This is a genomic window from Kribbella sp. NPDC054772, assembly GCF_053611945.1.
In genome coordinates this window covers 62,670-88,937 of record NZ_JBSHBJ010000001.1, presented here as the reverse complement: position 1 = coordinate 88,937, position 26,268 = coordinate 62,670, and the positions used below count along the sequence as shown (strand labels likewise).

Sequence of the window (26,268 nt, the reverse complement as noted above, 5' to 3'; positions counted from 1 at the left end):
AAGGGTTCAGAGCCCGAAACTACAAGACCCCCAGAGTCAGAATTTGGTCTCTGACCTGGGGGTTCTGGTGGAGCCGCCTGTCGGAATCGAACCGACGACCTTCTCATTACGAGTGAGACGCTCTGCCGACTGAGCTAAGGCGGCGGGTGCCGTCGAAGAGTGTAGCGGCTGGGAGGGGAGGATTCCGAATCGGATCCTGACAGGGCGGTCCGGGAGGGGTACGGCGGTGTGCGGGGTGTGGGCCGGGTCACCCGCGGAGTACCCAGGGCGGCCGGCCTTGGTATCGAAGCGTGCGCCGGGGTCGGGCCGGGAAACCGCCCCGGCCGGAACCGGCGTAGGCGGGTGCGAACGGCGAGAGCGCTGGAGCCGGAGCTGGCGGCATCGAGCGGGAACCGGCTCGGCAGGAAAAGCGGTGTGGGCGAGAGCCGGGTTGGCGTTGGGGCGGGAACCTGGGTGGGGCGGCGTACGTCGGACGGGGGCGGAAAATAACTGGCGGAATAGTTGTTTTGGGAAATGCGTTGACTTTGCTGAGCGGGATGGGTGAGACTAATTCCCGCAAGGAACTAGACCACTGAGGAGACATCGTGTACGGGATGCGCATCCGGAATGAAGCCTGGCGGCTCGGCCGCGTGGCTTTGTCGGCATGCCTGCGATCCGTGCTCGACCCGACGACCTATCACCAGCTGGGCAGTGAGCGGAGCCCGCGCGTGGACGGTTCGCCTGGATGATCCCTTGAACTGGGGAGATCTCCAGGAGCCGTCTGAGCCGGGTACCCGGCGGCAGGCGGCTCTTTTCTTTTGCCCGGAAGTCCGGGCCACGTCGGTGCGCAAAGGTTGCGGACCGGATTCCAAACCCGCGTCACGAGGGTTCGATTCCTTCCACCGATGCTTTTCCGGTATTCACGGATATCGGCACGAACAATGACAACTGGACATTTATCGCAATTCCCCAGGGCCGGCGACGCGCCCCGGGGAGGACCAGTTGTAGGCCAGCGGCGAGGCCACCTCATTTGGGTTGAGGAGATCGGGGGTTCGAGTCCCTCCAGCTGGACCAGGCGCCCGCAGGATGCTTGCTACCGGCCGAGCGGGCGCCCCAAACGTGCCCTGTGACGGAAATCCGCAGTACATCCGGCGCAGGGCACCCGAACGCCCGTGGCCCAACTGGAGAGGGCACCTGCCTACGAAGCAGGAGGTTGCAGGTTCGAGTCCTGCCGGGCGTGCTGTGTCCGAAGCAGAAGCGGCCGATGCACCGGGATGTGGCCCCGGAGGAAGCGGGTTCGAGCCCCGTCGGACACCCTGAGTGAACATCTGTTGACCCGACACCGACATCCACGACTCGCCGAGCGCGGGTCGGGCACACTGGAAGGGAGGAGGAACCACATGAGCGGTGTGATCGTCCTGAATGCCTCGTACGAGCAGCTGCATGTCGTGTCGATCCCGCACGCCATCCGGATGCTCGTCCGCGAGGTCGCCGTCGTCGAGGAGGCCCACGACGGCGCCAGCATCGGACCGTTCCCTCTCCCTCGCGTGCTGCGACTGGTCCGCTACGTCGTGATGAAGTGGCGGTATGCCGGTGGGCGGCTGCAGTACACGCGGGCCGGCGTACTGAAGCGCGACAAGTACACCTGCGCGTACTGCGGTCAGCCGGGCGCCACCACGATGGACCACGTGGTTCCACGGTCGCGCGGTGGTCGCGGTGAGTGGCTGAACGCTGTCGCCGCGCATGCGCGGTGCAACGAGAAGAAGGGCTCGCGCACACCGGAAGAGGCCGGCATGCCACTGCTGTGGCAGCCGTGGATCCCTTCCCGTGCCGAGTTGGCGCTCTGACGCGACACCCACCGGTGCCGCCGACGAGCGCGGTGCCAGGTGGGCGACGGTGACCCACCCTCGGTTCTGACCCGAGGTCCCGCAGGTTCGAGCCCTGCCCTGGCAGCTTGTCCACTGGCGGAATAAGCCGAGTTTCGGCCTAACGGCAGCCGTTTCGAAAACGGTCAGCCCTTCAACGGGCGTGCAGGTTCGAGACCTGCTTCCGCCGCATGCACATGATCGAGGAAGGTGAGGAGATGAACGTGGGGCTTCCGGTTGAGCTGAGTGGGGCGAAGAGCTCCACGCTCATGTGGGCGCAGGAGTACGACGTGGACGCCAAGGCGCTCCAGCAGCTGCGGAACATCGCGGCGCTGCCGTGGGTGCACGGGGTCCGGGTGATGCCGGACGTGCACCTCGGCAAGGGTGCGACCGTCGGGTCCGTGATCGCGATGTACCAGGCGGTGTCGCCGGCCGCGGTCGGGGTCGACATCGGGTGCGGGATGGAAGGTGTCCTGACCTCGCTGACCGCCGCGGACCTGCCGGACGACCTGTCGGCGATCCGGTCGCGGATCGAGGCCGCCGTACCGGTGGGCTTCCGGGCGCACGAGGACCCGGTCGGGGTACGTCGGCTCGGGCTCGACCCGCGTCCGTGGGACCGGCTGTGGGGCGTGTTCTCGAGCCTGCACGACGGCGTGCAGGACCGCGAGCGCAAGGCGAAGCAGCAGATGGGGTCGCTCGGTGGTGGTAACCACTTCATCGAGGTCTGCCTCGACGACGAGGACCGCGTGTGGCTCATGCTGCACTCCGGCAGCCGGAACATCGGCAAGGAGCTCGCGGAGCGGCACATGCGGATCGCCCGGGACCTGCCGCACAACGCGGACCTCCCGGACCGTGACCTGGCGGTGTTCCTGTCCGGTACGCCGGAGATGGACGCCTACCGCCGGGACCTCACGTGGGCGCAGGAGTACGCGGCCCGGAACCGCGCGGTGATGCTCGCGCTGGTGATGCAGGCGGTGCGGGACTCGTTCGAGGTCGACGTACGGTTCGAGCAGCCGATCTCGTGCCACCACAACTACGTGGCCGAGGAGCACATCGACGATCTCGACCTGCTCGTCACCCGCAAGGGCGCGATCCGGGCGGGTGCCGGTGACCTCGGGCTGATCCCGGGCTCGATGGGGACGGGTTCGTACGTCGTCCGCGGGCTCGGCTCGGAGCGTTCGTTCTACTCGGCCTCGCACGGGGCAGGCCGGCGGATGAGCCGCAACGAGGCGAAGCGCCGCTTCACGGTCGACGACCTGGTCGCGCAGACCGCGGGCGTCGAGTCTCGCAAGGACGCGGGCGTGGTCGACGAGATCCCGGCGGCGTACAAGGACATCGACTCGGTCATCGCGGCGCAGTCCGACCTGGTCGAGGTTGTCGCGCACCTCAAGCAGGTCATCTGCGTCAAGGGTTGAGGCGGCGGGCGGAGCGTGTAGGTGCCTGCCCGTCGTGCGCCTTCTTCCTTTTCACTAAGCGTACAAGTGTCAGGGGTGTCGGCGCGGAAGTTATCCACAGCCGCCCGTCGTCGGCAGGGGAGACGGCGGGCGGTGCGAGGTGGGATCCGCCTGTCGGTAGGGGCAGCGGTTTGCTAAACCGTCGGTCGGCTGACATGTCGGCCCGTGAGTTCGAATCTCACTCTCACCGCTGGGTGGCCGGGATCGACCGGCCACCCTGCCACGCCCCGTTCGTCCAGCGGTCAGGACGCCTGGTTCTCAGCCAGGAGATCACCGGTTCGAATCCGGTACGGGGTACGCAGAAGCACCGTCGTGGGAGAGGCGGGGCGGGCTGTAAATCCGTTGCCTTCGGGCTGAGCAGGTTCGAATCCTGCCTTCTGCACGTAGGACACAACAGATTGGAACAGAGAGGAGGACCGGCCATGGCCGACCTCAGGAACAGAAAGCGAGTGCCTGGCGGCAGGACCGGTGCTCCGGTCCAGCAAGGTCACTCGATGCGTCGCGTGCTGCTCGCCTGCGGGCACATGCAGCGCGACCGGATCGCTCACCGTGGGGATCACGTGTGGTGCGACGCGGAATGCTCCGACTGGATCCGCGTGGTCTCGGTCCAGGAGTAAGCGTGCAGAAGGACGGGTAGTACCAACGCGCCGCGTAGCACCTGAGCGTGGGCACGACAGCGCGTACGGCGTTTCGCCGGTGCACTACCCGTCCTTCGGTACGGCGACCCTCTGGTGACGGAATCTCGCCGGGCCCTCCGAAGGCTCGGTCCCTGGTTCGACTCCAGGCAGGGGGACTTACAGCGTCGGATCGAAGTGCACGGCGAGCGATACGGTCGCTTCGCCCCGAGCAGCCAACACTCGGACACGGACGTCGTCAGGCGTGACCGGATCCACCGTGAGCAACCGCCGGTGGCCGATCGTCGTACCGCGTGCGACCTCGGTCCACGTCCCGTCGATCAACCCGTCGACCGCGAACGCCTCTACCTGCTGACCCGCTTCGATGTCCTCCCGCAGATCGAGCACGTTGATCTCACCGGGCAGCTCGACGGCAGCGTCGTAGTACGACCGCACCGCCGCACCAAACGTGGCCAGCGCCTCGACGTCCGGATCGGCGAACAGCCCGCGCCGGTCCGGCGGGATGTTCAGCAGCAGTACGGCGTTCCGCCCGACCGATCGGCGATAAATGTCCAGTAGCTCCGGCAACGACTTCACCGAGGCGTCCTCGTTCAAGTGGTAGAACCACCCCGGCCGGATCGACACGTCGACCTCCGCCGGGTACCACCGCAACTCGTCCGCCTGCGCCAGCAGCTCCGGCCCGGCGACGTCAACGGCGGTCTGCTGCGCCAGCATCTGCCCGTCCGCAAAGGGAATGACGCTCCACTCGGTCTCCCGCGCGAACCCGTCCTCGTTGCCGACCCACCGCACATCGGGCCCGCCGATCGCGATCGTCGCGTCCGGAGCCAGCCGCCGGATCAGGTCGAACCACGCGTCATAGGCATACGTCTGCCCACCGCCAGTGGGATTTGCCCCGTCCAGCCACACCTCGGCGATCGGCCCGTAGCCCGTCAAAAGTTCGTGCAACTGATTCAGATAGAACCGGTTGTATTCGTCGACGACATAGGTAGAACCGCCGACATCAGACGGCACAGCAGGGCTACCGTTCCCGTAGTACCCACCAGGCGCCTTCTCCTGATAGAGATCCGCCGGCGACAAATACACCCCGAACCCGAGTCCGCCCGCCGCGCAAGCAGCCGACAACTCAGCGACCACGTCTCCCTCATAGGGCGACGCGGCAACGGTATGCGGGAGGAACTTGCTCGGCCACAAACAGAACCCGTCGTGATGCTTGGCCGTCAGGATCACGCTCTTGAACCCGGCGGACACCAACGACGACACCCACTGCGAGCAGTCCAGCGCCGAGGGATCGAAGACCGCCGGATCGTCGACGCCGGTCCCCCATTCCAGGTCCGTGAACGTGTTCGGCCCGAAGTGCACGAACGCGGTCAATTCCTGCCGTTGCCACGCGACCTGCCGCGGCGAGGGGCGGACCTCTGATGCGGACCGCCGTACGTCGTCGATCACAGCAGTACCTTTCCAGGGTTGAGCAAGTTGTCGGGGTCGAAGGCCTGCTTGATCCGCCGGTGCAGTTCGAGCCCGACCGGTCCGAGTTCGGTCTCCAGCCAGCGTGCCTTCAGGGTGCCGATCCCGTGCTCGCCGGTGATCGTCCCGCCGAGCCGGAGCCCCAGTTCCATCACGGCACTGAACGCTTCCAGCGCCCGCACCTCGGCGGCCGCGTCGTTGCGGTCGAAGACCACGGTCGGGTGCATGTTGCCGTCACCTACGTGCCCTGGGCAACAAATCAGCACCTGGTACTTCGCACCGATCTCCGCGACGCCGCGCACGAGCGCGACCAGCTGCGACCGCGGTACGGAGACGTCGTCGATCAAGGTCACGCCGAGCGGCTCCAGCGCGGGGTTCACCAGCCGCCGCGCTTCGAGCAGCATCCGGGACTCTTCGGCGTCCGACGCCTCGGCGACGTCGACCGCGCCGTGCGCCGTACAGATCTCGGCGATGCGGGCGACGTCCGCTGCCGCCCGTGGGCCGCGGTCGGACTGCGCGATCAGCATCGCGGCGGCCTCGGCCGGCAGCCCCATGTCGCGGTAGTTCTGAATCGCCTGCACCGTCGGCTTGTCCAGGAACTCCAGCAACGAAGGCCGGAGTCCCGAGGCCATCACCGCCGCGGCGGCTGCGATGCCGTCCTCGATCGACAGGAAAGTCGCCGCCGCGGTCAGCGCCGCTTCGGGCGCGGGCCGCAACGCGAGCGTCGCCTCGGTGACGACGCCCAGCGTTCCTTCGGATCCGACGATCAACCGGGTCAGGTCGTAGCCGGCGACACCTTTTGCCGCGCGCCGACCGGTCCGGACGACCTCACCGGAGGCGAGCACCACTTCCAGCCCGCGTACGAAGTCCGAGGTCACGCCGTACTTCACACAGCACAGCCCGCCCGCGTTCGTCGCGATGTTGCCGCCGATCGTCGACATCTCCCACGACGACGGGTCAGGCGGGTAGAACAGCCCCTGGTCGAGGACAGCGCGGGACAGCTCCGCGTTCACCACTCCCGGCTGCACGACAGCGACCTGGTCCTCGACCGACACCTCGAGGATCCGCGCGAGCCGGGAGGTCGACAGCAGCACGCAGCCGTCGACCGCGTTCGCCGCCCCGGACAGTCCGGTCCGAGCGCCCTGCGTGACGACCGGCACCCGGAACTCAGATGCCGCCCTCATCACCGCCTGGACCTCGGCCGTGCTGGACGGCCGCACCAGCACCCGCGGCCGACCAGCGGTGCAGAACGTCGCGTGGTCGTTCCGATGACTGTCCAGTACGTCGGGATCGTCGACGACCGCCGCGTCCCCGAGGTCGGACCGCAGCCGCGCGATCAGGGAATCGGTCATCCCTCATCCTGTTCGGCGAGCAGCCGGAGGATCAACTCCGCCCGCCGAACACGCTCACGCCCGAGAGCTTCCGCCGTACCGGCGAGGTGGGCACCGACCGGGTAGATGTTCGGCGCGTTCCGCAGCCCCATCTTCAGGTACACCGGCGCCGCGACCCGCACGATCTCCGGTACGTCGTAGAACCTGACGTGCCCGCCCTGGTCGTCGGGAACCTCGATGTACATGTCGATCGGGACCGTCGTCACCGAGCGGATCTCCGCGAGCACCGGCACCGGAAGGTCCGTCGACACGTTCAGGCTGGTCGCGCCGAGCCGCTCGTACAGGTGCGCGGTCGGCGCGTTCGGCAACGGCATCAGCACCGACGTCTTCAGCACCAGGTCCGACGGCAACGAGCCGTCCACCTTCAGCTGCCCGAGCAACTCCAGTACGCCGATGTCGCCGACCAGCAGACTCCGTACGCCGAGCTCGACCGCGCGGAACGCGTCACACAGCGACGCCGCGACCTGGTCATTGCCCCGGGCAACACCACCGACGGCGGCCGAGACCTTGGCCTGACCACCGATGTCCCAGGAGCCGCGCGGCCCGAGGAACAGGCACACCTCGACGCCCGCGGAGGAGCCGAGCGACAGCATCTCCTCGATCTCGCCGTCGGTCAGCATCATCACGCCGCTGCCCTGCGACACGCGGTCGATAGTGACGCCGCGCTCCTTGGCTTCCTCGAGCACCGCGGTCATCACCCGCGGCCCCTCACACGACGGGATCTCCACCTTGTACGGCGATCCGTCCGGGAACGTCTTCGTGGACGCCTCCCCGGGACCGAAACCGCGGTCGGCGAGCAGGGCACGTGCTTCGCGAAGGTTCATCTCTCGCTCCATCCTCCGAGCGTCCCGGTCGGCGCCAGATCCCGCGCCGTACCGGTGATCTCCAGGTCGAATCGTTCGGCCGCCTCGGTCAGCAGGGCGGGGGTCACCATCAGTTCGTTCGGCGACAGCGTGTCCTTGATCCGCGCGAGCCGGAGCTCGGACCAGTGCCGCCGTCCGGACATCGTCACGGCCGCGAGTACGGCGGCCGCGTCGTCCTCCATCACCATCGGGAGCCGCGAGCGGCGCGCTCCGCCGGCGCCGGAGGTCAGCGCGTTCACGTAACTCGCGTGCAGGTCGATCTGCTCGAGCAACCGAGCGGGGATGACATCGGCGAGGCCGAGCCCGGACGCGTTCCCGTGCGACGCCGGCGACAGCGAGTGCACGCTGATCGCGGCGATCGACGGCGACTCGAACTCCGGGATCCCGTGCACCCAGCAGCGGCCGATCACGTTGGTGTCCATGCCGGCGCCGGACTTGTCCTTGCCGAGCTCGTCGATCACCAGGACGTCGAGCTGATCGAACGGCAGCCGCCCGAGCAGGCTGGATGCCCTTTGCAGCAAGCCGTTCTCGGCGGCTTCGGCGATCCCGTCGGCTTCGAGCAGTTCGACCGCGGCGGTCTGCTCGCGGGCGTTCTCCAGGATCGCGAGACCGCCGAGGATCTTGCCTTGTGCAACGACCATGCGGGCGGCCGCTTCGATGTTGCCACCGAGTGCCGGGATGCCACCGGCGTGCAGCGACGCGGCACCGGCGTGGTTGCCGAGACCGATCGCGAGAATCTTCGCGATCCCGCTCTCGATCGGGCCGCGGAAGTCGGTGTGTGGTTTGACGCGGTTCACCAGCAGTACGCCGTCTGCTTTGGCGGCGATCGCGTCGTGGTGGACCTCGGTGCCGTCGGGCAGCGTGCCGACGACCACGGTCTCCATCGTCGCCTCGATCGGGCAACCGATGGACTCCGGAGTGATGCCGAGGCCCTCGAGCATCTCGCGTTGACCGTCGGCGGTGGCGCCGCCGTGCGAGCCCATCGCGGGGATCACGAACGGCGCCGCGCCGGCTGCCTTGAGCCAGTCCACGACGGCTTTCACCACCGGCACGAGGTCGTGGATCCCGCGGCTGCCGGCGGTGACGGCGATCCGGGCGTCGGGGACGATGCGGGAGCGGAGCGGTTCGAGTACGGCTTGTGCTTCGGCGTACGGGTCGGCCGACACCGGCAGATCCGTGAGGATCCGCCGGATCGGCGTGACCTGCGGAAGCACACCCGCGGGCCGCAACCCACGGATGGCTTCGAAGGGGCCCCAGGACATCAGTGGCTCTGGCGTGCGACGGCGGAGCCGGTGCGGCCTACCAGGAAGTCGAGGTCGCAGCCCTGGTTCGCCTGGGTCACGTGGTCGACGTACAGGCGGGCCCAGCCGCGGTCGGTCGGTGGGGTCGGTGGCTGCCAGTCGGCGCGGCGCTTCTCGAGCTCCTCGTCGGAGACGTCCAGATGCAACCGACGAGCCGGTACGTCGAGCTCGATCCAGTCCCCCGTCCGCACCAGCGCCAACGGCCCACCCACAGCGGCCTCCGGCGTGACGTGCAGGACGACGGTCCCGTACGCCGTACCACTCATCCGCGCGTCCGAGATCCGCACCATGTCGTCGACACCGATCTCCGCGAGCTTCCGCGGGATCGTCATGTTGCCGACCTCCGGCATCCCCGGATACCCGCGCGGACCCGCGTTCTGCAGCACCAGCACGGTGTCCTCGTCGACGTCGAGATCCGGGTCCTCGACCGCCTTGTCGTAGTCCTCGATGCTGCTGAACACCAGCGCCTTGCCCCGGTGCCGCGACAGCCGCTCGGACGCGGCCGACTGTTTGATGACCGCACCGTCCGGCGCGAGATTCCCCTTCAGTACGGCGGTTCCCGCGCCACTGCCCAGCGGGTCGCCGACGGGCCGGATCACGGCGTACGTCTCACTGCCCGCGGGCGCACCAGGGTACGTCGCCTCGATGCGCTCGGCGTTGGCGACGTTCTCGCCGAGTGTCTTGCCGGTGACCGTGATCGCGTCGGTCTTGAGCAGCGGCAGGATCTCCTTCAGCACCGCGGGCAAACCGCCGGCGTAGTAGAAGTCCTCCATCAGGTACTTGCCCGACGGCTGCAGGTCGACGAGCCACGGCACGCCGCGCGCCCACTGGTCGATGTCGTCCAGCGTCACGTCGACGCCGACGCGACCGGCGATTGCGAGCAGGTGGATGACGAAGTTGGTCGAACCACCGATCGCGGCGTTCGACCGGACCGCGTTCGCGAAGGCGTCGCGGGTGAGGATGTCGCTGATCTTCAGGTCTTCCTTGACCATCTCGACGATCCGCTGCCCGGACTTCTGCGCGACGACGTACCGGCGGGAGTCGACGGCGGGGATCGCCGCGGACCCGGTCAGCTGCAGACCGAGTGCCTCGGCCATACAAGCCATCGTGGACGCCGTGCCCATGGTCATGCAGTGCCCGTTGCTGCGCGACTGGCCGGCCTCGGCGGCGGCGAAGTCCTCGGCCGACATCCGGCCGGCGTTGAGGTCCTGCGTGAAGCGCCAGACCGCCGTACCGGAGCCGATGTCGCAGCCGCGGAATTTACCGTTCAACATGGGACCGCCGGTGACGACGATCGTCGGCAGGTCGACACTCGCGGCGCCCATGATCGAGCCGGGCGTCGTCTTGTCGCAGCCGGTCAGCAGCACCACACCGTCGAGCGGGTTTCCGCGCAGCGACTCCTCGACGTCCATGCTGAGCAGGTTGCGGAACAGCATCGCGGTCGGCCGCAGCAGTGTCTCGCCGAGCGACATCACCGGGAACTCCAGCGGGAACCCGCCGGCCTGCCACACGCCGCGCTTGACCGAGTCGGCGAGCCGGCGCAGGTGCGCGTTGCACGGCGTGAGCTCGGACCAGGTGTTGCAGATCCCGATCACCGGGCGGCCGTCGAAGGCCTCCTCGGAGAAGCCCTGCGACTTCATCCAGGACCGGTGGATGAACCCGTTGCGGCCCTTCTCGCCGAACCAGTGGTCGAAACTCCGCAGGCCGATCGGCTCGTCCGGTTCGTCAACGGTCGGTTCGTCAGTCATCGCGACACCTCACCTGTGGTCACGGTTCCGTTCACCCGACGGGTGATCCCGGCCGGGTTCGAGTCCTTGAGTACGTCGGGCAGCACCGCATCGGGAGCGTCCTGGTACGCGACCGGGCGCTGGAACCGCCGCGCCGCCGTCACCCCTACGCTGGTGTGGATCGAGCCGACCGTCGACGGGAACGGGCCGCCGTGGTGCTGGGCCCAGGACACGGCGACGCCGGTCGGCCAGCCGTTCCACAGCACCCGACCAGCGCGGGCGGTCAGCAGCGGGAGCAGTTCACGCGCGAGCTCGGCGTCCGAGTCCTCCGCGTGCAGGGTCGCCGTGAGGTTGCCTTCGAAGGCCTCGATGGCCGCGCTCAGTTCCTCGGGCGAGGAGTACTCGACGACGATCGAGACCGGGCCGAAGCACTCCTCGAGGATCTCGTCGCGACGCGCCAGCAGTTCGCTCACCGTGGTCTGCAGCAGCGTGGCCGGGCCGGCGGACCAGACGCGGACGCCCTCCACCTTCTCCAGCCGGTCGAGACCGGAGCTGAAACCGTCCCTGATCCGGTCGTTCAGCATCGGGGCCTCGGCGACACCAGCGGTCGCCTCCACGAGCTGCTCCTGCAGACCGTGACCGGCGGGGAGGAAAAGCAGTCCGGGCTTCGTGCAGAACTGACCGACGCCGAGCGTGAACGAGCCGACGTACCCGCTCGCGATCTCGTTGCCACGGGCATCGATCGCGGCCTGCGTGACGAACACTGGGTTCAGGCTGCCGAGCTCGCCGTAGAACGGGATCGGCTCCGGGCGGGTCACCGCGATCTCGTGCAGCGCCTTGCCGGCCGGGACCGAACCGGTGAAGCCGGCCGCGGTGATCCGCGGGTCCTTCAGCGCCGTGACGCCGACGTCGAAGCCCGCGATCAGACCGAACGTTCCGTCCGGTGCACCGGCCGCCTTCAGGGCCTCGATCATCACCTCGGCGGTCCGGGCGGACAGCTCCGGGTGGCCCGGGTGCGCCTTGACGATCACCGGGCAGCCGGCCGCGAGCGCGGACGCGGTGTCGCCACCACACACGCTGAACGCGAACGGGAAGTTGCTGGCGGCAAACACCAGGACCGGACCGAGCGGCACGAGTACGCGCCGAAGATCCGGACGCGGGACCGGCTTGGCCTGGGCGTCCTTGGTGTCGATGGTGACCTCGAGCAGCGAGCCTTCTTCGAGCGCGTCGGCGAACATCCGCAGCTGGCCGGTACTGCGGGCGACCTCGCCCGTCAGCCGCGCCTCGGGCAGCGACGATTCGCGCATCGCGATCGGCACCAGCTCGCCCGCCGCGGCGTCCAGCGCGTCCGCGACGGCGCGGATCCACCCGGCGCGGACGACGGGCTCGGCGGCGCCGAAGGCGGGTGCCGCCGCGGCCGCCGCGGCGAGTGCCTGCTCCAGCTCGGCGGGGGTGGTGTCCTGCGTCATCGCGTTCCTTCCAGGTTGTCGGTGGCCAGGAACGCGAACGGCTCCCGGCCGGTGGCCACGGTGTTGGTCAGCGTGCCGAGCTCGTCGATGGTGATCGTGATCACGTCTCCCTCGGCGAGCGCGAAGTCCAGCTCCGGAACGATGCCCGTACCGGTCGCGAGGATCACGCCGTCCGGGAAGTCGTTCGGCAGGAACAGTACGTCGATCAGGTCCTGGAGCTCCCGCACCAGCTTGGCGGTGGACGTGGTGTCCGCGAACACCTCTTCGCCGTCGCGCTCGATCACCAGCTTGATGCCGAGGTTCTTCGGATCGGCGACCTCCCAGGCCGGCCGGATCCCGGACGCCAGCGCACAGCCGCCGGCGAACAGCTTCGCCTGCGGCACGTACAGCGGGTTCACGCCCTCGATCGATCGCGAGCTCATGTCGTTGCAGACCGTGAAGCCGACGATCTCACCGTGACTGTTGGCGACCACCGCGAGCTCCGGCTCGGGTACGTCGTGACCGGAGTCGGTGCGGATACCCACCGGCTCGCCGTCGACGACGACCCGCCAGGCCGGCGCCTTCTGGAACAGCTCCGGCCGCTCGGCGGTGTAGACCTTGTCGTACACCGACTGCTCGGTGCTCTCTTCCATCCGCGCGCCGCGCGACCGCTCGTACGTGACACCCGAGCACCACACCTCGCCCCGGCCGTCGAGCGGCGGCAGGAATTTCAGCCCCTCGACCGGCAGCTCGCCGCCGACCTTGGCGACGGCGGCCTTCAGCTCGTCGAGCGGCAACTGGAGCACTTCCGCGAAGCTGTTGACGCCCACGAGTGGAGCCACCGTGTCCCCGGTGCGCAAACCAGGGACAGGGCGACCGTCGACCGGGGAGAGATAACGGACCAGGTGCATGGACGAACCTTTCACATCGAGGTACCGAGCAGACCACGGGTGATCTGGAAACCAACGTTGCCGGACGCAACCGCTTTGGGGACGAGCCGGCGACTGGCGACGGCGGCGATCGTGTCCAGACCGATCCGGGCCTGTTCGGCCGCGTCACCGGTGGCCACCGCGTCCAGGTCGTCGCCGTACGTCGCCACCGTCTCGGGATCGTTGCTGAATTCAACGACCGGGACGAACCGCTGCGCCGACAAGGTACCGCCGGCCACATGCGCGAGGATCTGCTGGACGCCGGTCGCGCCGAACCCGGTCGCGGTCTCCATCCAGTCCGTGCCGGGCATCCGCATCACGTGCCAGCCCGGTGCGGCGAGGCGCTGCCCGTGCGCGACGGTCGGACCCACCGGGTCGGTCGACCCGAAGGCCGCCGTACGGAAGGCGTCGTGGGCGAGGAGTGCGCCGCGTGACGAGAGGACGACCGAACCGCCGGAGCCGACGATCTCACGGCCGATCAGCGCGAGCGCTTCGGCGGTCGCGTCCGAGAACGGACCGCGGGCTTCGAGACCGATCGTCAGCGCGCCGAGGTTGCCGTCCTCGTCGGCCGGTGCGGGGATGTCGAAGCTGCTGAACCAGTCCTTGACCCGGCCGCCGACCGCGTCCAGACCACCGTCGGCCTGGATACTCGCCCAGCCGAAGCGGGACGGGTCGGCGCCGGCCTCGACCAGGCGCGAGCGGAAGTAGTCGTTGTGCGTCTTCTCGCAGCCGTGCTCGAGGAGCAGCGCCATCCGGGTGTTCGGGTGCAGCAGGTACCCGAGCATGATCCGCGCGAACGTCTCCTCGGAGGCGCCGCCGCTGCTTCCACAGCCCTCGGTGTGCGGCAGGGCGACCATCCGGGTGACCGAGTCGCCGGCCCACCTCTCCAGCTCCGCCTGGGCCGCGATTCGCAGCGCGATCTGGCCGGAGCAGAGGCTGGTCGGCAGGATCAGGCCGACGGCCTCGGGGACCAGTCGGTCGTCGACCCTGAGGAGTTCGGTGAGAGTGCGGCCGTCGGAGGTCAGACCCGCGTGCGGCCGACCGTCGAGCGGAGCGTCGCGGTCCTCGGCCGGCAGGTCGGCGAGCTTGCGGCTCATCCGGCCGTCGGTGGTGATCGAGACGCCTTCGACCGGGCCGGTCTGCTTCCAGTTCCGCCAGATCGACACCTGGCTGTGGCCGGCGCGTTCGCCTGCGCTCTTCTCGCCGGACGCGACCCGGACCACGAGGTCGAAGGTCTCCGCGGTCAGATCGGGCATCGACGTACCGGTCAGGTACTTGCCCGCGTCGACGTCCATCTCGGCCTGCAGGCGCTTGTACCGCGCGCTGGTGGTGACGAACTTCAGCGTCGGGACGAACGGGAAGTTGGTGATCGAGCCGTTCCCGGTGGTGAAGAAGATCAGGTTGCAGCCGCTGCCGATCTGGCCGGCCACCGACTCCAGGTCGTTGCCGGGGCTGTCCATGAAGATGTAGCCGTCGCCGGGCAGCGGTTCGCCGTAATCGATCACGTGGTCGAGGCGTACTTCGCGGGGCAGTTTGCGCGCGGCGCCGATCGACTTCAGCACGATGTTGTAGAGGCCGCGGTACACGTTGCCGCCGGACGGGTTGCCCTCGGCGGTGTGGCCGTGCCAGCCGACGCGTTCCTTGAACGACTTGATGGTGGCGAGGAAGCGTTTCGCGGTCGAGAGGTCGCGGACGTTCTGCAGGACGTACGGCTCGGCACCGATCAGTTCGTCGGTCTCCGCGAGCACCGCCGTACCGCCGTGCCGGATGACCTCGGCGCTGACCTGACCGGCGAGCGGGTTGGCCGAGATACCGGAGAACGCGTCGGAGCCGCCACACTGCAGAGCGATCTTCAGGTCCGCGAGCGGGACTTCCTGGCGCTGCTGCGCGTCGACGATCGGCAGCCACGGCTCGATCTGCGCGCCGGCGGCCGTGAGGTCGGTCTCGAAACCGTGCTCCCGGGTGAAATACGCGTGCGGCACCTTGAGCGACGGGTACCCGTGCTCGACCATGAACTCCTTGATCGCGTCGCCCGAGACCACGTCGCCCTCGGTGTCGACGATCAGGACGGCGCCGACGTTCGGGTTCAGCGTGAAGCCGGCCAGCGTCGCGAGCAGGAAGTGCAGGTTGTTCGGTACTTCGTCCTCGCCACCCTCGGTGTGCGCCACCGGTACGACGCCATCGCCCGCGGCCGCACCGTCGAAGCGCCGCGCGAGCTCGGTGACGAACCCACTGCTCCGCGAACTGGTCGCCAGCAGTACGACGTGGTTCCGGGTGCCCGCCGGGCCCTGCTCACGCGGGTAGCCGAGGAACGTTCCGGGCTGCTCGACGCTCGTCACCTGGGCACCGAAGGTCAGCGCGGACTCGTCGAGCTCGTACGGGTCGAGCGGCTCGTTGGTCGCGGACGGTTCCTCCGGGAGGCCGTCGACACCACGGGCGGTGACCGCGGCGAGGCTGGTCGGCGTACAGACGTAGTCGCCCGGAACCAGGTCGCGGGACGCGCGCGCGAATGCGGTGTTCCACGAGGTCAGGGCGTTGCCGGTCGCGACCGGGGTGACCACGAAGCGGTGCCCTTCGAGCACGGTGTGCGGCAGCGTGACCGTCGTACCGTCGAGCTCGACCTGCGTCCCGGCGTCCAGCCGGCGGGACGCGATCGCGACGTTGTCACCCGGCTCGGGCAGGACGCCGATCTGTTCGAACCTCACCATCGTTCGCGCCTTCCCGTAGCTCACTCGGCCCAGAATCGTGCATGATGCATGATTACCAGTGTTACCCTGCCGAAACCTGACCGGTGGGGTCAAGACCGCGACCAGATCCGGAGACAGCTGATGGCTGAGACGGCGGGGCAGGAGCCGATCGCACCCGTGGACCGGCGGCTGCTGCGACGGCAGATGCTGGCCGACGACGTGTACGAGGCCATCAAGACAATGCTGATGGACCACGTCATCCGCCCCGGCGCCCGGATCTCCATCGACGGGCTGGCGCGAGAGTTCCAGGTCTCGTCGACGCCCGTCCGCGAGGCGCTCGCGCGGCTGGAGTCCGAGGGGCTCGCCGTCAAGGAGCCGCTGAAGGGGTACCGCGCGACGCCGCTGCTCACGCTGGCGGAGTTCGACGACCTGTACCGCTTCCGGCTGCTGCTCGAGCCCTGGGCCGCGCACCGCGCCGCCGAACGCATCGATGCCGAGGGCGAGACCCGGCTGCGCGCCGAGCTCGCGAACGCCGTCGAGCCCACGTCGATCGACTACGCCGGCTACAAGTCACTGACCGCCCACGACAACCGGTTCCACTCGCTGATCGCGTCGTTGTCCGGCAGCGAGCAGGTCCGGCTCGCGTTCGAGCGCACCCACTGCCACCTGCACATCTTCCGTCTGCACTACGACCGCGACATCGGCCCCGAGGTCCTCACCGAACACCGCACCCTGGTCGACGCCATCACCTCAGGCGACCCGACGGCCGCGGAAGCCGCGATGACCCACCACATCGAGAACTCGATGACGCTCCGGCTCCGCCGAATCTACGAGTGAACCGGCGCCCGTTCCCCCTCGCGGTGCCCGAGGAACTGTCGGCGTACATCCTCGACTTCCAGTGGGATCTCGAGCTTCTGCACGCACTCGATCTGCCCGTGGTGTCGATGCCCGTCGAAGCCCTCAGGCACCATCTCGACCTCCCGTTCTGGGCGTACGCCGGGAAGCCGTTCCAGGTCACGCCACGCCAGGTCGCGGCGGACCCGGTGACCTATCGGGAGCAGTACGACCGAACCCTGGCCGCCGATCTGATCCATCCGCTCGACGCCCTCGCCCGCCTCGACAACCGCGTCACGATCCTCGATGGCGTCCATCGATTGCTGCACGCCGAACTCGAGAACCGATCCGCGGTTGCCGTCCGTCTGCTCCCGTGGCGTGACCTGGACCTGATCGCGGTACCTACTTCGTGATCACCAGCGCGTCGCCGACCGGGCGTTCGCCGGCGGCGTCGGACGGGGTGTTGAGGACTTTGCCGTCGGCGACCATGGTGGTGGAGCCGCCGCCGTCCAGGTTGATGGCTTCGCGGAGGTGGAAGGACTTGGCGACCGCGGCGGCCTCGGAGATGGACAGGCCGAGGCTGTTCACGTTGCGGCCGTCGGCGGTGATCAGGACGGTGCGGCCGTGGTCGTCGACGCCGGCGATCGTGCGCGGGTTCCGCTTGTGGACCCAGCCGTAGTAGAAGCTCGGGGTGGCCTGGACCATCCCGTCCGCCGCCGCGGTCGCGTGGATCCGTCCGTCGCGAACCAACTCCGGTCCGCCGTTGACGATCGTCGTACGCCGGGTCAGCGGGACCGGGCGACCGTGATCGTTGAGCAGGGTCGACCGGATCGACAGCGGCTTCCCGACCGTGGCCGCGGCGAGCAGCGGAGCGACCAGGTTCCCGGTCGCCTGAACGGTCCGGCCGCCCTCGGGGATCGCGCCACCGCGAGTGGTCCGGATGGCGGTGACGATGCCCCGGCGGTTGAGGATCGCCTCGGCGCCGGGTCCGTTCGGGGTGGAGACGCCGTACGACGGGTCGAACGCGATCAGTTCGTCGGGGTCGGTGCAGGTGGTGTCGTGCAGCGGCTTCGCGGTCGGCAGGTCGTCCGCCGTACCGCCGCAGTTGCGGATCAGGCCCGGTACGCGGTTGAGCCCGTCGAGCGGCAGGTCTTTGCCGACGGTCCCGCGCCAGGTGAAGCGGTCGACCGACGTACCACTCGGACCGAGGACGAGTGCGGGCCGGCCGTTCGTCGGCTCGCTGACCAGTCGGCCGTCGTACACCCCGACGCCTGCCGGATCACCAGGCGCACCGGACTTCGGGTCGAGGACGAAGAAGCCGGCGTTGATCGCGGCCGTCGCGCCGGTCAGCGTCGCGAGGGTGCTGGTCGTCTCGCGCTGCTCGATGTCGGGGCCGTACGTCGCGTCGAGCGTGCCGCGGAACGTCTTCGGGTCGATCGTCAGCACCTGCACATGCCACGGCCCGGTCGAACCCGCCACGTCGTCCGGCTCGCCGTCCCAGCCCGTGTAGAGGCTCGAACCGTTCAGCCCGGCCGCGATCACCTTGGTCCGCAGTGCGTCGGCTTCCGCCTTGGTCGCGAACAGCCCGACACGCACGCGGTACCCCAGGCTGTTCCCGCCGGCGTCGGCGAGCTTCGGTGTCGGCACGTCCTCGACGCGCGGCTCCAGACCGGCCGCGCGCAGCTTGTCGGCGGCCTTGTCGGCACCGACCCGATCGGACAACGCGGCAGCCGGTGCGTCCGGGTCGGGCGAGGACGACGGGATCGAGATCTCGACCGTCCAGCCGGCGGAGCTGTCGCTCTGGCCGCGGACGATCGTCGTGAGCGTGACACCCGGCTGCAGCGTCCGGGTGTCACGGGTCTCGGTGAGGTTGGCCGGCCCGAGCGGGAGATGGTCGGTCGGCGGGGTGGCGATCGCGGTGGTGCCACCAAGGGTCAGGGACAGACAGAGGGCGGGCAGGCCCAGGCGTCGCAGGGTCATAGGTCGTTCCTACGGTCCCGCCGGGTACGCCGCAACCCGAGTGAGCGTCGCGGACCTGAACATCACTCCAACGGCGCCCCGCCACGTCGTAGTCGCTGACAGAAACCCCGGCAAACAGAGGAGGTGTACCGAAGGACGGGTAGTGGTCGGCTGTTCGGCCGGATTCGGCGGGCGCTCACGCTCGGCGAGTCACGGCGAAGCCGACCACTACCCGTTCTTATGTTCAGGCCGGGGCGTCGCCGTGGTCGGGGATCTCCAGCTGTACGCCGCCCTGGAGCGCGGACTGGTGCGCGTAGATGCCGGGCAGCGTGTAGCGGGCCGAGACCCAGGCGTTGATCGGCGGCAGGGCCTTGTCGGCGACCGCGCGGACGAAGTCGTCGGCGAGGAAGTGGTGCGAGCCCTCGTGGCCGTTGTGCAGGCCGGCGAACTCCTTCGGGAGCCGCGAGCGGTCGTGGACCGGCGACAGGCCGGACCGGAACGCGTCGCGCAGCGCCGGGTCGACGTTCGCCAGGTCGGCGTCGTCGTGCGAGCCGCTCGGCTTGGTCTCCATCAGGTTGGAGACGTCCTCGACGCCTTCCTTGTTCTGCCACAGGGTCGTGGTCGCGAGCTGCTCGAAGCTGCCCTCGGTACCGAACACCCGCAGCCGCGACTCGCGGATGTGCGACGGGTACCCGACCCGGCGCATCTCGTTGGTCCGCATGATGCTGCCGTCGGCGAGCTTGAACAACGCGGTCGCGTTCGAGAAGTCGTTGTCGAACTGGCTGACGTCCTTGTCGAACACACCGTCGCCGCGGTCGTCCTTGACGCCGATCGCCGACACGTGGGTGGCGTGCTGACCGGTCACCGACAGAACGTTGCCGACGGCATGCGTCGGGTAGAGCAGCGGCGGGAACGAGGCGGTCTTCTTCCAGTCCTCGCCACCGGAGTACTGGTACGCCGCGTAGAACCCGAGGTCCATGTCGTGGACGTAGTCGCCCTCGGAGTAGAACACCCGGCCGAAGGCGCCGTCGGCGAGCTTCTGCCGGCAGTACACCGAGGACGGGTAGTAGAAGCTGGTCTCACCCATCATGTAAGTGAGCCCGGTCTCCTTGACGAGCTCGATGATCCGGGCGATCTGGTCGGCCTCGATCGCCATCGGGACCGTCGAGTAGACGTGCTTCCCGGCCTCGAGGGCCTTGATCGCCATCTCACCGTGCAGCCAGCGCTGGGTGAAGATCGCGACCGCGTCCACGTCCGACTCGAGCATCTCCTCGAACGACGCGTGCGTGACCGTGATGCCTTGCTTGGCGGCCATCTCGGCGGTCCGCTCCGGGACGACGTCGGTCAGGCGGACCTCGGAGACGTCAGGATGCGCGGACCACAGCCGCAGGAAGGAGGGGGCGAACTGGCCGGCTCCGACCACACCGATGCTGATTCCCATGACGCCAAGGCAATCACACATTTATGTTCCACGGAAGAACATATTCGGACGTTGATTCGTGTGACACAGGACACGGCGGACCGCCAGGCCATCACCATCGGGCTCCGCGGCGTCGGCTCCGCGGGAGGACGTCCGAAAGACGGGATTGTGATGGCCTGGAGATCCGGGGTCAGCTCGCGCCGAGCAGATGCGGGTTGTCGGTCGTGACGCCGTCGACGCCTAGGGCGGTGGCTTCGGCGAGGGTTGCGGCGTCGGGGACCGGCCAGGCGGTGGCTCTCAGGCCGGCGGTGTGCAGCTCCGCGATCCCCTCGGCGGTGAGGCCCGCGAGGCCGCACATCGACCAGGTCGCCCCGGCCGCCCGGGTTCGGGCGATCACCTCGCGGATCTCCGGCGTACGGCCGAAGATGTGCCCGGTCTCGACCTCCGGGAACAGCTCGCGCACAGCCACCAGGATCTCCGGGTGGAACGACGTCACCACGGTCCGCGCGGCCAAAGCCGGGTCGGACTTCAGGGACTGCGCGAGCAGCGGTACGGCGGCCTCCGCCTTGACCTCCGCCTGGATCCGGATGTCCACCGCGGCGACCACCTCCGACCAGGTCGGCACCTGCTCGCCCTCGCCCGCGTCGAGCGCCCGGATCTCGGCGAGCGTCAGCGCCGCGATCTCGCCGGTTCCGGACGTCGTCCGGTCGACGGTCGCGTCGTGCATGATCACGAGCTCGCCGTCGGCGCTGACCCGCAGGTCGAGCTCGATCTCGTCGCAGCCGTCGGCGACCGCCTTCCGGAACGATCGCAGCGTGTTCTCCGGTGCCGTCCCGAGTGCGCCCCGGTGGCCGGTGATGATCACAGAACCTTCTCCTCGTAGAGCCGTTTGACCTCGTCGCCGATCGCCTCGAGCCGCTTCGCGACCGAACCGAAGACCTTCTGGGGCTTTGCGTTGTCCGCGTAGATCTGCTGCAGCCCGGTGTAGATCGACACGTTCGCGTTCCGCCCGTACAGCCGGATCCCGTCCTGCTGGCGCGCGTTGGCCAGCTGGGCGATCGCCACACCGTAGTTCGGCTGCTCGGCGATCAGCTTCTTCAGCTCGGCGTCCTCGCGGGCCTTGTTCACCACCGGCAGGTAACCGGTCTGCGTGGTCCACCACGCCGAGTTCTCGGGCAGCGCGAGGAACGCCAGGAACTTCGCCGCGGCCTGCTTGCGTTCGGTCGAGATGTTCCGCAGCATGCCGATCCCGCCGCCACCGGTGGCGATCCCGGCCGCGACCTCCGACGGGATGAACCCGGCGCCGACCTTGAACTTCGCCTTGCTGGTGATGGTCTTCATGCCACCGGTCGACTCCTGGATCACGCCGACCAGCCCGTTCGCGAAGTCCGTGCTCGGGCTGCTCGCCATGTACGCCGCCCCGAGATCGTGCACCATCGACCGCTGCCACTCGCCGGCCGCGACCGCACCGGCCTCGTCGATCGTGACGTCCAGCCCCTTGGAGTACGCGCCACCGAACTGCCACACGTTCCCCTGGAACTGCCAGTCGCCGTCGATCTTCGCGAACGCGATCGTCCGCATCGACCGTCCACCCGACTGCACCTTCGCGAGCTCGGGTACCCACGAGCGCAGTTCGCTCCAGGTCCGCGGTGCGCGATCCGGCAGCCCGGCCTTCGCGAACGCGTCGCGGTTGTAGTAGAGGATCGGCGTACTGCGGGCGAACGGCACCGCCCAGCTCTGCCCCTTCACGACGTACTCGCCGAACAGCTTCTCCTGGTAGACCCCCGGACCGAAGCCGTCGGTGAAGTGGTCGTTGAGCGGCTCGAGCGCGTCGTTCAGGAAGAACCGTTCCCAGGTGACATCGGACAGTACGGCGAGATCCGGCGCCTGCTTCGCGACCAGCGCGGCCGCGACCTTCTGCGCCACGTCGTCGTAACTGCCTTGGAACTGCACCTCGGCGTACACGTCCTGTTGCGATTCGTTGAACTTGTCAACGAGTTTGCCGACCGCCTTGCCGTTCACGCCGCCGTACGACGACCACAGCACCACCCGGGTGCGGTTCGCGTACTGCTTCGGCACGGATCCGGCCGGCTGCGAGTAGATCGCGTCGACCGAACGGTAGCCACATCCGGCCAGCGAGAGTCCTGCGGTGACTCCGAGGAAAGTACGACGTCGCATGCTCATCCCTTCAGAGCTCCGGCCGTGATGCCGCCGACGATGTAGCGCTGGGCGATCAGGAAGATCAGCAGCATCGGCGCCAGTACGAGCAGCGTTCCGGCCATGATCGTGCCCCAGGCGGCGAGACCCTCCTCGTCCTTGAGGATCAGCAGCCCGACGGGCAGGGTCCGCATCGACGCGGTGTTGGTGACGATCAGCGGCCAGACGAAGTTGTTCCACTCCTCCACCGCGGTGATCACGACGACGGTGATCAGCATCGGCTGCGACATCGGCAGTACGACGCGCCACAGCGTGCGCAGGTGTCCCGCGCCGTCGACAGCGGCCGCGTCCGTCACCTCGGTCGGCAGCGTCAGGAAGTGCTGCCGCATCAGGAACGTCGCGAACGCGGACCCGATGCCCGGGATGATCAGCCCGGCGTACGTGTTGATCCAGCCGAGCGACGCCACCGTCAGGTAGTTCGGCAGCAGGGTCACGTGACCGGGCACCATCATCGCGCCGAGCACCAGGAAGAACAGGATCTTCTTGAACGGGAACCGCAGGTACGCGAAGGCGTACGCCGTCAGGACCGCGTTCACCACCTTCAGCGCCGTACCGACGACGGTGATGATCGTGGAGTTCAGGAAGAACCGGTCGAACGGCGCGGCCTTCCACGCCAGGCTGAAGTTCTCCCAGGTGAAATGCGGCCACCAGGCCGGCGGCCACTGGTAGATCTCGGTCGGCTGTTTGACCGCCGTCGACAGCAACCAGTAGAGCGGTCCGAGGAACACGGCCGCCACACCGATCAGTACGACGTACTGGATCGCGCGTGTCTTCATCGGTAGTGCACCCGCCTCTCCATTACCCGGGCCTGCACCGTGGTGACGACCAGCAGGATGACGAACATGATGATCGACAGCGTCGCCGCGCGGCCCGCGTTGAACGCCTGGAAACCTTCGTTGTAGATCGACCAGCTGAGCGTGGTGGTGGCGTCACCAGGGCCACCACCGGTCATCACCGCGATCACGTCGAACGCCTGGAACGTACCGATCACCGTGGTGATCAACAGGAAGAAGGTGATCGGGGCAAGCAGCGGCAGCTTGATCGACCGGAACCGGGTCCAGGTCGACGCGCCGTCGATCGCCGCCGCCTCGTCGAGCTCCTTCGGCAGGCCCTGCAGGCCGGCGAGGTAGATCAGCGCGGCGAAGCCGACGTTCTTCCACAGGTAGACGATGACGAGACCCGGCAGTGCCCAGTCGGAGTTGTTCATCCAGTCCGGCGGTTCGGCGCCGAACGGTTCGATCAGCGCCCGCATCAGGCCGTACCCGGGGTCGAAGATGAACGCCCAGATGGTCGCGACCGCCGCGCCGGACAGGATGTGCGGCGCGAACGCGATCGTCCGGACCGCCCCGCGGCCCTTCAGCGGCAGGTTGAAGAGGAACGCGAGCGCCAGCCCGATCACCAGACTGCCGACCACGATCAGGCCGGTGAACACGACCGTCACCCACAGCGTCTTGTGGAACGCCGGGTCGGTCAGGGTACGGCCGTAGTTCGCGAGCCCGACGAATTTCGGGCGTGCGGCGATCATGTTCCAGTCGGTCAGACTGAGGAACGCGTTGTAGATGATCGGCCAGTACGCGAAGACTGCGATCACCAGCAGGTTCGGCGCCACCAGCAGCGCGAACAGCCCGTACTCACGACGCCTTCGGCGTTTGAGCTGATCATTGCCTTGGGCAATTTTTTGTTCGTCCGGATGGGTCCGGGCCGGCAGGTCAACTACCGTCACACCGACCTCCTCAGTAGTTCCAGAAGCGGGGCTGCCACCGAAGGGGCGGCAGCCAGAATGCCTTGTTCGAAAGCCGTTCCGGGTCCGCGGACGACGGTCGCGCCGGACTCGCGGGCGATCAGGGCGCCGGCGGCGACGTCCCACGGCTGGATGACGTGCTCGTAATACGCGTCCGCCGTACCGTCGGCGACCGCGCAGAGATCGAGGGCGGCGGATCCACCGCGGCGGATGTCGCGGACGGAGGGCAGCAGCCGGCAGAGGATCTCGGCCTGTTCGGCGCGGCGATGGGGCAGGTACGAGAAGCCCGTACCGACGAGAGCCGTGTCCAGCTGGGACTGCCGCGGCGGACCCAGCCGTTCGCCGTCGCGGTAGGCGCCGGCGTCGCGGGTAGCGGACCAGGTCGTCCCGGTGCGCGGTTGGTGGACCACGCCGGCGAGAGCGCCGTCCGCGTCCTCGACGGCGATCGAGACGCACCAGTCGAGCCGGCCGTACAGATAGTTGACCGTGCCGTCGAGGGGGTCGATCACCCAGGTCAGGCCGGTGGTCGAGGGGCGGGAAGCACCTTCCTCGCCGAGCAGTCCGTCGCCGGGGCGTTCCGCGGTGATGCCGTCGGTGATCAGCTTCTCCGATGCACGATCGGCCGCGCTGACCGGATCGCTGACAGAACTTTTGGTTTCGACACCGGCCGCATCGATCGACAGACTCTGTTGACGAGCCAGGAGCTCCGCACCCGCTGCGGTCGCCAGCCGAACGGCCAGCTCACGCAGGTCAAGGAGGTTCAGGGCTGCGGGCATGCCGGTGAAATTATCACCGAACGATGGTTACGTATAGAGAATCACTGTGATTTTCTCACGAAGATCACATCCAGAAGCAGAATCGTTGCAATCCCGCCGACGAGCAGCCCGAGCCGGTGCAGTCCGCCGTCGGTCGCAGGCCCGGCGAACACGAGCGCGATCGCCGCGGCGGCCAGGTTTGCCCCGACGTACTGCGAGGTTCGGAACAGGCCCGCCGCGGCGCCGGCGACCTCGGGCGGCGCGGCGCGGTACACGGCCAGTTGGTTGCCGAGCCCGTTGAATCCGTTGGGTACGCCGAGGATCGCGCTGATCAGCACCAGGACCACGATCGGCGTACCGGCGTGGACTCCGAAGGCGAGGGCGGCGCCGCCGATCAACAGACCGGCCGAACCGATGACGAGGAGCAGTCGGGGACCGTGATTGCGGGCGAGCCGGGTCGCGATCGCGACGGTGATCGCTCCCAGAGTCGCGATCGGGAGGACGATCAGGCCGACCTGCGTCGGATCGAGACCACGGCCCTGCTCGAGCCACCCGGGCAGACCGTAGAAGATCGCATAGAAGGCGACGTACGTGAGCATCGTGCGCAGGTAGCCGAGGGAGAGTGGTGCGCTGCGGGCGAGCAGTCGTACGTCGACGAACGGGCTGCTGGAGCGTCGCTCCCAGATGATGAAGACGGCCGTCAGCGGGACTGCCAGCGCGAGCAACCACCAGATCGGACGCGTGGTCAGCGAGAGCAGGACGAGCATCAGCGCGGTCATCGCGAGTGTGAAGAGGACCAGCCCGAGAAGGTCGATCTCACGCCAGAGCTTCCGGTCGTCATCCGCGGGCCGCGGCGGATCCTTGGGGACGAGGCGCAGTACGGCGATGCCTGCGATCGCGGCGACCGGGAGGTTCACGAGGAAGATCGCCTGCCAGTCGAACGCGCCGACCAGGAAGCCACCGACGCTGGGGCCGAGCGCCGCCGAGGTCTGAGCGAAGACGGACAGCAGCCCGAGGGCACCGACCGCGGAGGCCTTTCGGCGGTCGGCGATGCGACGGATCATCGCAACGCCGGACGGGAACTGCGCGCCGGTGCCGATGCCGAGCAGAACGCGCGCGGCGATCAGCCAGCCGAGGCTCGGCGACAGCGGCGCCAGCGCGGACACCAGCGCGACCAGCACCAACCCAGCGAGGAACACGCGCCGGGCCCCGAGCAGATCAGCCAGCCGTCCGGCGGTCGGCGCCGACACTGCAGTCGCGAGATAGAGCCCGGAGACCAGCCACTGCGTCTCCGTCCCGGCGTGGAAGTCCGCGCCGATCGCCACCAGCGCGACCGCGATCATCGAGGAGTTCAGCGGCTGCAACAACGTCCCGAGCCCGACCGACGACGCGTACCGAGCCGGCACCCCCGTCGCGACCCGCTCCTCCACCACCTTCGTCACGCCGCACCTCCCTCGCGGCGGACTTTGAGCCCGCACCAACACAATAGGCGGCCCCCCAAAGGGTGGTGGGGGCCCCCGCGGGGGTGGAATGGGGCCCCGGGGGGTGTGTTTGCCTGTGGGGCGCGGGGGGGTGGCCGGGGGGGGGGGGGGGGGGGGG

The 26,268-nt window shown here is 68.6% G+C and carries 21 protein-coding genes and 9 tRNA genes; 13 read left to right on the top strand and 17 right to left on the bottom strand.

Going from position 1 to position 26,268, the window contains the following annotated elements; genetic code table 11:
• Nucleotides 1–68: 68 nt before the first annotated feature.
• Nucleotides 69–144 (bottom strand) — tRNA-Thr (locus tag ACWGID_RS00445).
• An 833-nt stretch (nt 145–977) separates the two neighbouring features.
• Here ACWGID_RS00445 and ACWGID_RS00440 point away from each other — a divergent pair.
• From ACWGID_RS00440 to ACWGID_RS00390, 11 genes are all read left to right on the top strand, one after another.
• Nucleotides 978–1,053, top strand: a tRNA-Pro gene (locus tag ACWGID_RS00440).
• A gap of 92 nt (nt 1,054–1,145) precedes the next feature.
• Nucleotides 1,146–1,219: transfer RNA gene (locus ACWGID_RS00435), tRNA-Arg, on the top strand.
• A gap of 2 nt (nt 1,220–1,221) precedes the next feature.
• A tRNA-His gene (locus tag ACWGID_RS00430) sits at nt 1,222–1,295 on the top strand.
• 84 nt (nt 1,296–1,379) lie between these two features.
• Entirely contained in the window at nt 1,380–1,826 is a 447-nt protein-coding gene (locus tag ACWGID_RS00425) for an HNH endonuclease (protein WP_452193004.1), read from the top strand.
• 33 nt (nt 1,827–1,859) lie between these two features.
• Nucleotides 1,860–1,932, top strand: a tRNA-Gln gene (locus tag ACWGID_RS00420).
• Nucleotides 1,933–1,942: 10 nt separating this feature from the next.
• Nucleotides 1,943–2,034, top strand: a tRNA-Ser gene (locus ACWGID_RS00415).
• A gap of 28 nt (nt 2,035–2,062) precedes the next feature.
• Nucleotides 2,063–3,259, top strand: a complete 1,197-nt coding sequence (locus tag ACWGID_RS00410) for an RtcB family protein (protein ID WP_452193002.1) — start codon at nt 2,063–2,065, stop codon at nt 3,257–3,259.
• 138 nt (nt 3,260–3,397) lie between these two features.
• A tRNA-Ser gene (locus ACWGID_RS00405) sits at nt 3,398–3,488 on the top strand.
• A 34-nt stretch (nt 3,489–3,522) separates the two neighbouring features.
• Nucleotides 3,523–3,595: transfer RNA gene (locus tag ACWGID_RS00400), tRNA-Glu, on the top strand.
• A 1-nt stretch (nt 3,596) separates the two neighbouring features.
• A tRNA-Tyr gene (locus ACWGID_RS00395) sits at nt 3,597–3,680 on the top strand.
• A gap of 112 nt (nt 3,681–3,792) precedes the next feature.
• Nucleotides 3,793–3,915: a hypothetical protein gene (locus ACWGID_RS00390; RefSeq protein ID WP_452193000.1), complete on the top strand. Its 123-nt coding sequence runs from the start codon at nt 3,793–3,795 to the stop codon at nt 3,913–3,915.
• 177 nt (nt 3,916–4,092) lie between these two features.
• Here the strand turns inward: ACWGID_RS00390 and ACWGID_RS00385 are convergent, their stop codons facing one another.
• The 8 genes from ACWGID_RS00385 to ACWGID_RS00350 all read right to left on the bottom strand — a co-directional run bounded on the left by ACWGID_RS00385 (nt 4,093) and on the right by ACWGID_RS00350 (nt 15,764).
• Nucleotides 4,093–5,379, bottom strand: coding sequence for an alpha-L-fucosidase (locus ACWGID_RS00385; RefSeq protein ID WP_452192998.1), 1,287 nt, complete (start codon nt 5,377–5,379; stop codon nt 4,093–4,095).
• Nucleotides 5,376–6,749, bottom strand: coding sequence for an FAD-binding oxidoreductase (locus ACWGID_RS00380; protein ID WP_452192997.1), 1,374 nt, complete (start codon nt 6,747–6,749; stop codon nt 5,376–5,378). Before ACWGID_RS00380 ends, ACWGID_RS00385 begins: the two co-directional genes overlap by 4 nt.
• Nucleotides 6,746–7,612 (bottom strand): hypothetical protein, encoded by an 867-nt coding sequence (locus ACWGID_RS00375; protein WP_452192996.1) that lies wholly within the window; start codon nt 7,610–7,612, stop codon nt 6,746–6,748. Before ACWGID_RS00375 ends, ACWGID_RS00380 begins: the two co-directional genes overlap by 4 nt.
• Nucleotides 7,609–8,913: a DUF2088 domain-containing protein gene (locus ACWGID_RS00370; protein WP_452192992.1), complete on the bottom strand. Its 1,305-nt coding sequence runs from the start codon at nt 8,911–8,913 to the stop codon at nt 7,609–7,611. Before ACWGID_RS00370 ends, ACWGID_RS00375 begins: the two co-directional genes overlap by 4 nt.
• Nucleotides 8,913–10,700, bottom strand: a complete 1,788-nt coding sequence (locus ACWGID_RS00365) for an IlvD/Edd family dehydratase (protein ID WP_452192991.1) — start codon at nt 10,698–10,700, stop codon at nt 8,913–8,915. The genes ACWGID_RS00370 and ACWGID_RS00365 overlap by 1 nt, the downstream gene beginning before the upstream one ends.
• Nucleotides 10,697–12,148, bottom strand: a complete 1,452-nt coding sequence (locus tag ACWGID_RS00360) for an aldehyde dehydrogenase (NADP(+)) (protein ID WP_452192989.1) — start codon at nt 12,146–12,148, stop codon at nt 10,697–10,699. The genes ACWGID_RS00365 and ACWGID_RS00360 overlap by 4 nt, the downstream gene beginning before the upstream one ends.
• Nucleotides 12,145–12,969 carry a fumarylacetoacetate hydrolase family protein gene (locus ACWGID_RS00355; protein WP_452192988.1) on the bottom strand — a complete coding sequence of 275 codons (825 nt, stop codon included), beginning with the start codon at nt 12,967–12,969 and terminating at the stop codon, nt 12,145–12,147. Before ACWGID_RS00355 ends, ACWGID_RS00360 begins: the two co-directional genes overlap by 4 nt.
• Nucleotides 12,970–13,049: 80 nt before the next feature.
• A complete protein-coding gene (locus tag ACWGID_RS00350) occupies nt 13,050–15,764 on the bottom strand; it encodes a UxaA family hydrolase (protein WP_452192987.1) in 2,715 nt (904 codons plus the stop codon).
• Nucleotides 15,765–15,884: 120 nt separating this feature from the next.
• Here ACWGID_RS00350 and ACWGID_RS00345 point away from each other — a divergent pair, with 120 nt between their 5' ends.
• Both ACWGID_RS00345 and ACWGID_RS00340 read left to right on the top strand, forming a co-directional pair.
• Complete coding sequence (locus ACWGID_RS00345) at nt 15,885–16,580, top strand: GntR family transcriptional regulator (protein ID WP_452192985.1); 696 nt, start codon at nt 15,885–15,887, stop codon at nt 16,578–16,580.
• Entirely contained in the window at nt 16,577–16,990 is a 414-nt protein-coding gene (locus ACWGID_RS00340; protein ID WP_452192983.1) for a hypothetical protein, read from the top strand. The genes ACWGID_RS00345 and ACWGID_RS00340 overlap by 4 nt, the downstream gene beginning before the upstream one ends.
• Here ACWGID_RS00340 and ACWGID_RS00335 read toward each other — a convergent pair.
• The 8 genes from ACWGID_RS00335 to ACWGID_RS00300 all read right to left on the bottom strand — a co-directional run bounded on the left by ACWGID_RS00335 (nt 16,980) and on the right by ACWGID_RS00300 (nt 26,111).
• Nucleotides 16,980–18,557, bottom strand: coding sequence for a phosphodiester glycosidase family protein (locus ACWGID_RS00335; RefSeq protein WP_452192981.1), 1,578 nt, complete (start codon nt 18,555–18,557; stop codon nt 16,980–16,982). The genes ACWGID_RS00340 and ACWGID_RS00335 overlap by 11 nt on opposite strands.
• Nucleotides 18,558–18,780: 223 nt before the next feature.
• Nucleotides 18,781–19,977 (bottom strand): Gfo/Idh/MocA family protein, encoded by a 1,197-nt coding sequence (locus ACWGID_RS00330; RefSeq protein WP_452192979.1) that lies wholly within the window; start codon nt 19,975–19,977, stop codon nt 18,781–18,783.
• 169 nt (nt 19,978–20,146) lie between these two features.
• Nucleotides 20,147–20,821, bottom strand: a complete 675-nt coding sequence (locus ACWGID_RS00325; RefSeq protein ID WP_452192977.1) for a glycerophosphodiester phosphodiesterase — start codon at nt 20,819–20,821, stop codon at nt 20,147–20,149.
• The gene (locus ACWGID_RS00320) at nt 20,818–22,134 is read right to left on the bottom strand and encodes an ABC transporter substrate-binding protein (RefSeq protein ID WP_452192975.1); all 1,317 of its coding nucleotides are present in this window, start codon (nt 22,132–22,134) and stop codon (nt 20,818–20,820) included. Before ACWGID_RS00320 ends, ACWGID_RS00325 begins: the two co-directional genes overlap by 4 nt.
• A gap of 2 nt (nt 22,135–22,136) precedes the next feature.
• Nucleotides 22,137–22,949: a carbohydrate ABC transporter permease gene (locus ACWGID_RS00315; protein ID WP_452192973.1), complete on the bottom strand. Its 813-nt coding sequence runs from the start codon at nt 22,947–22,949 to the stop codon at nt 22,137–22,139.
• Nucleotides 22,946–23,896, bottom strand: coding sequence for a carbohydrate ABC transporter permease (locus ACWGID_RS00310; RefSeq protein WP_452192971.1), 951 nt, complete (start codon nt 23,894–23,896; stop codon nt 22,946–22,948). Before ACWGID_RS00310 ends, ACWGID_RS00315 begins: the two co-directional genes overlap by 4 nt.
• Entirely contained in the window at nt 23,893–24,690 is a 798-nt protein-coding gene (locus tag ACWGID_RS00305; RefSeq protein ID WP_452192969.1) for an inositol monophosphatase family protein, read from the bottom strand. The genes ACWGID_RS00310 and ACWGID_RS00305 overlap by 4 nt, the downstream gene beginning before the upstream one ends.
• Before the next feature lie 41 nt (nt 24,691–24,731).
• Nucleotides 24,732–26,111: an MFS transporter gene (locus ACWGID_RS00300; RefSeq protein ID WP_452192967.1), complete on the bottom strand. Its 1,380-nt coding sequence runs from the start codon at nt 26,109–26,111 to the stop codon at nt 24,732–24,734.
• Nucleotides 26,112–26,268 lie beyond the last annotated feature (157 nt).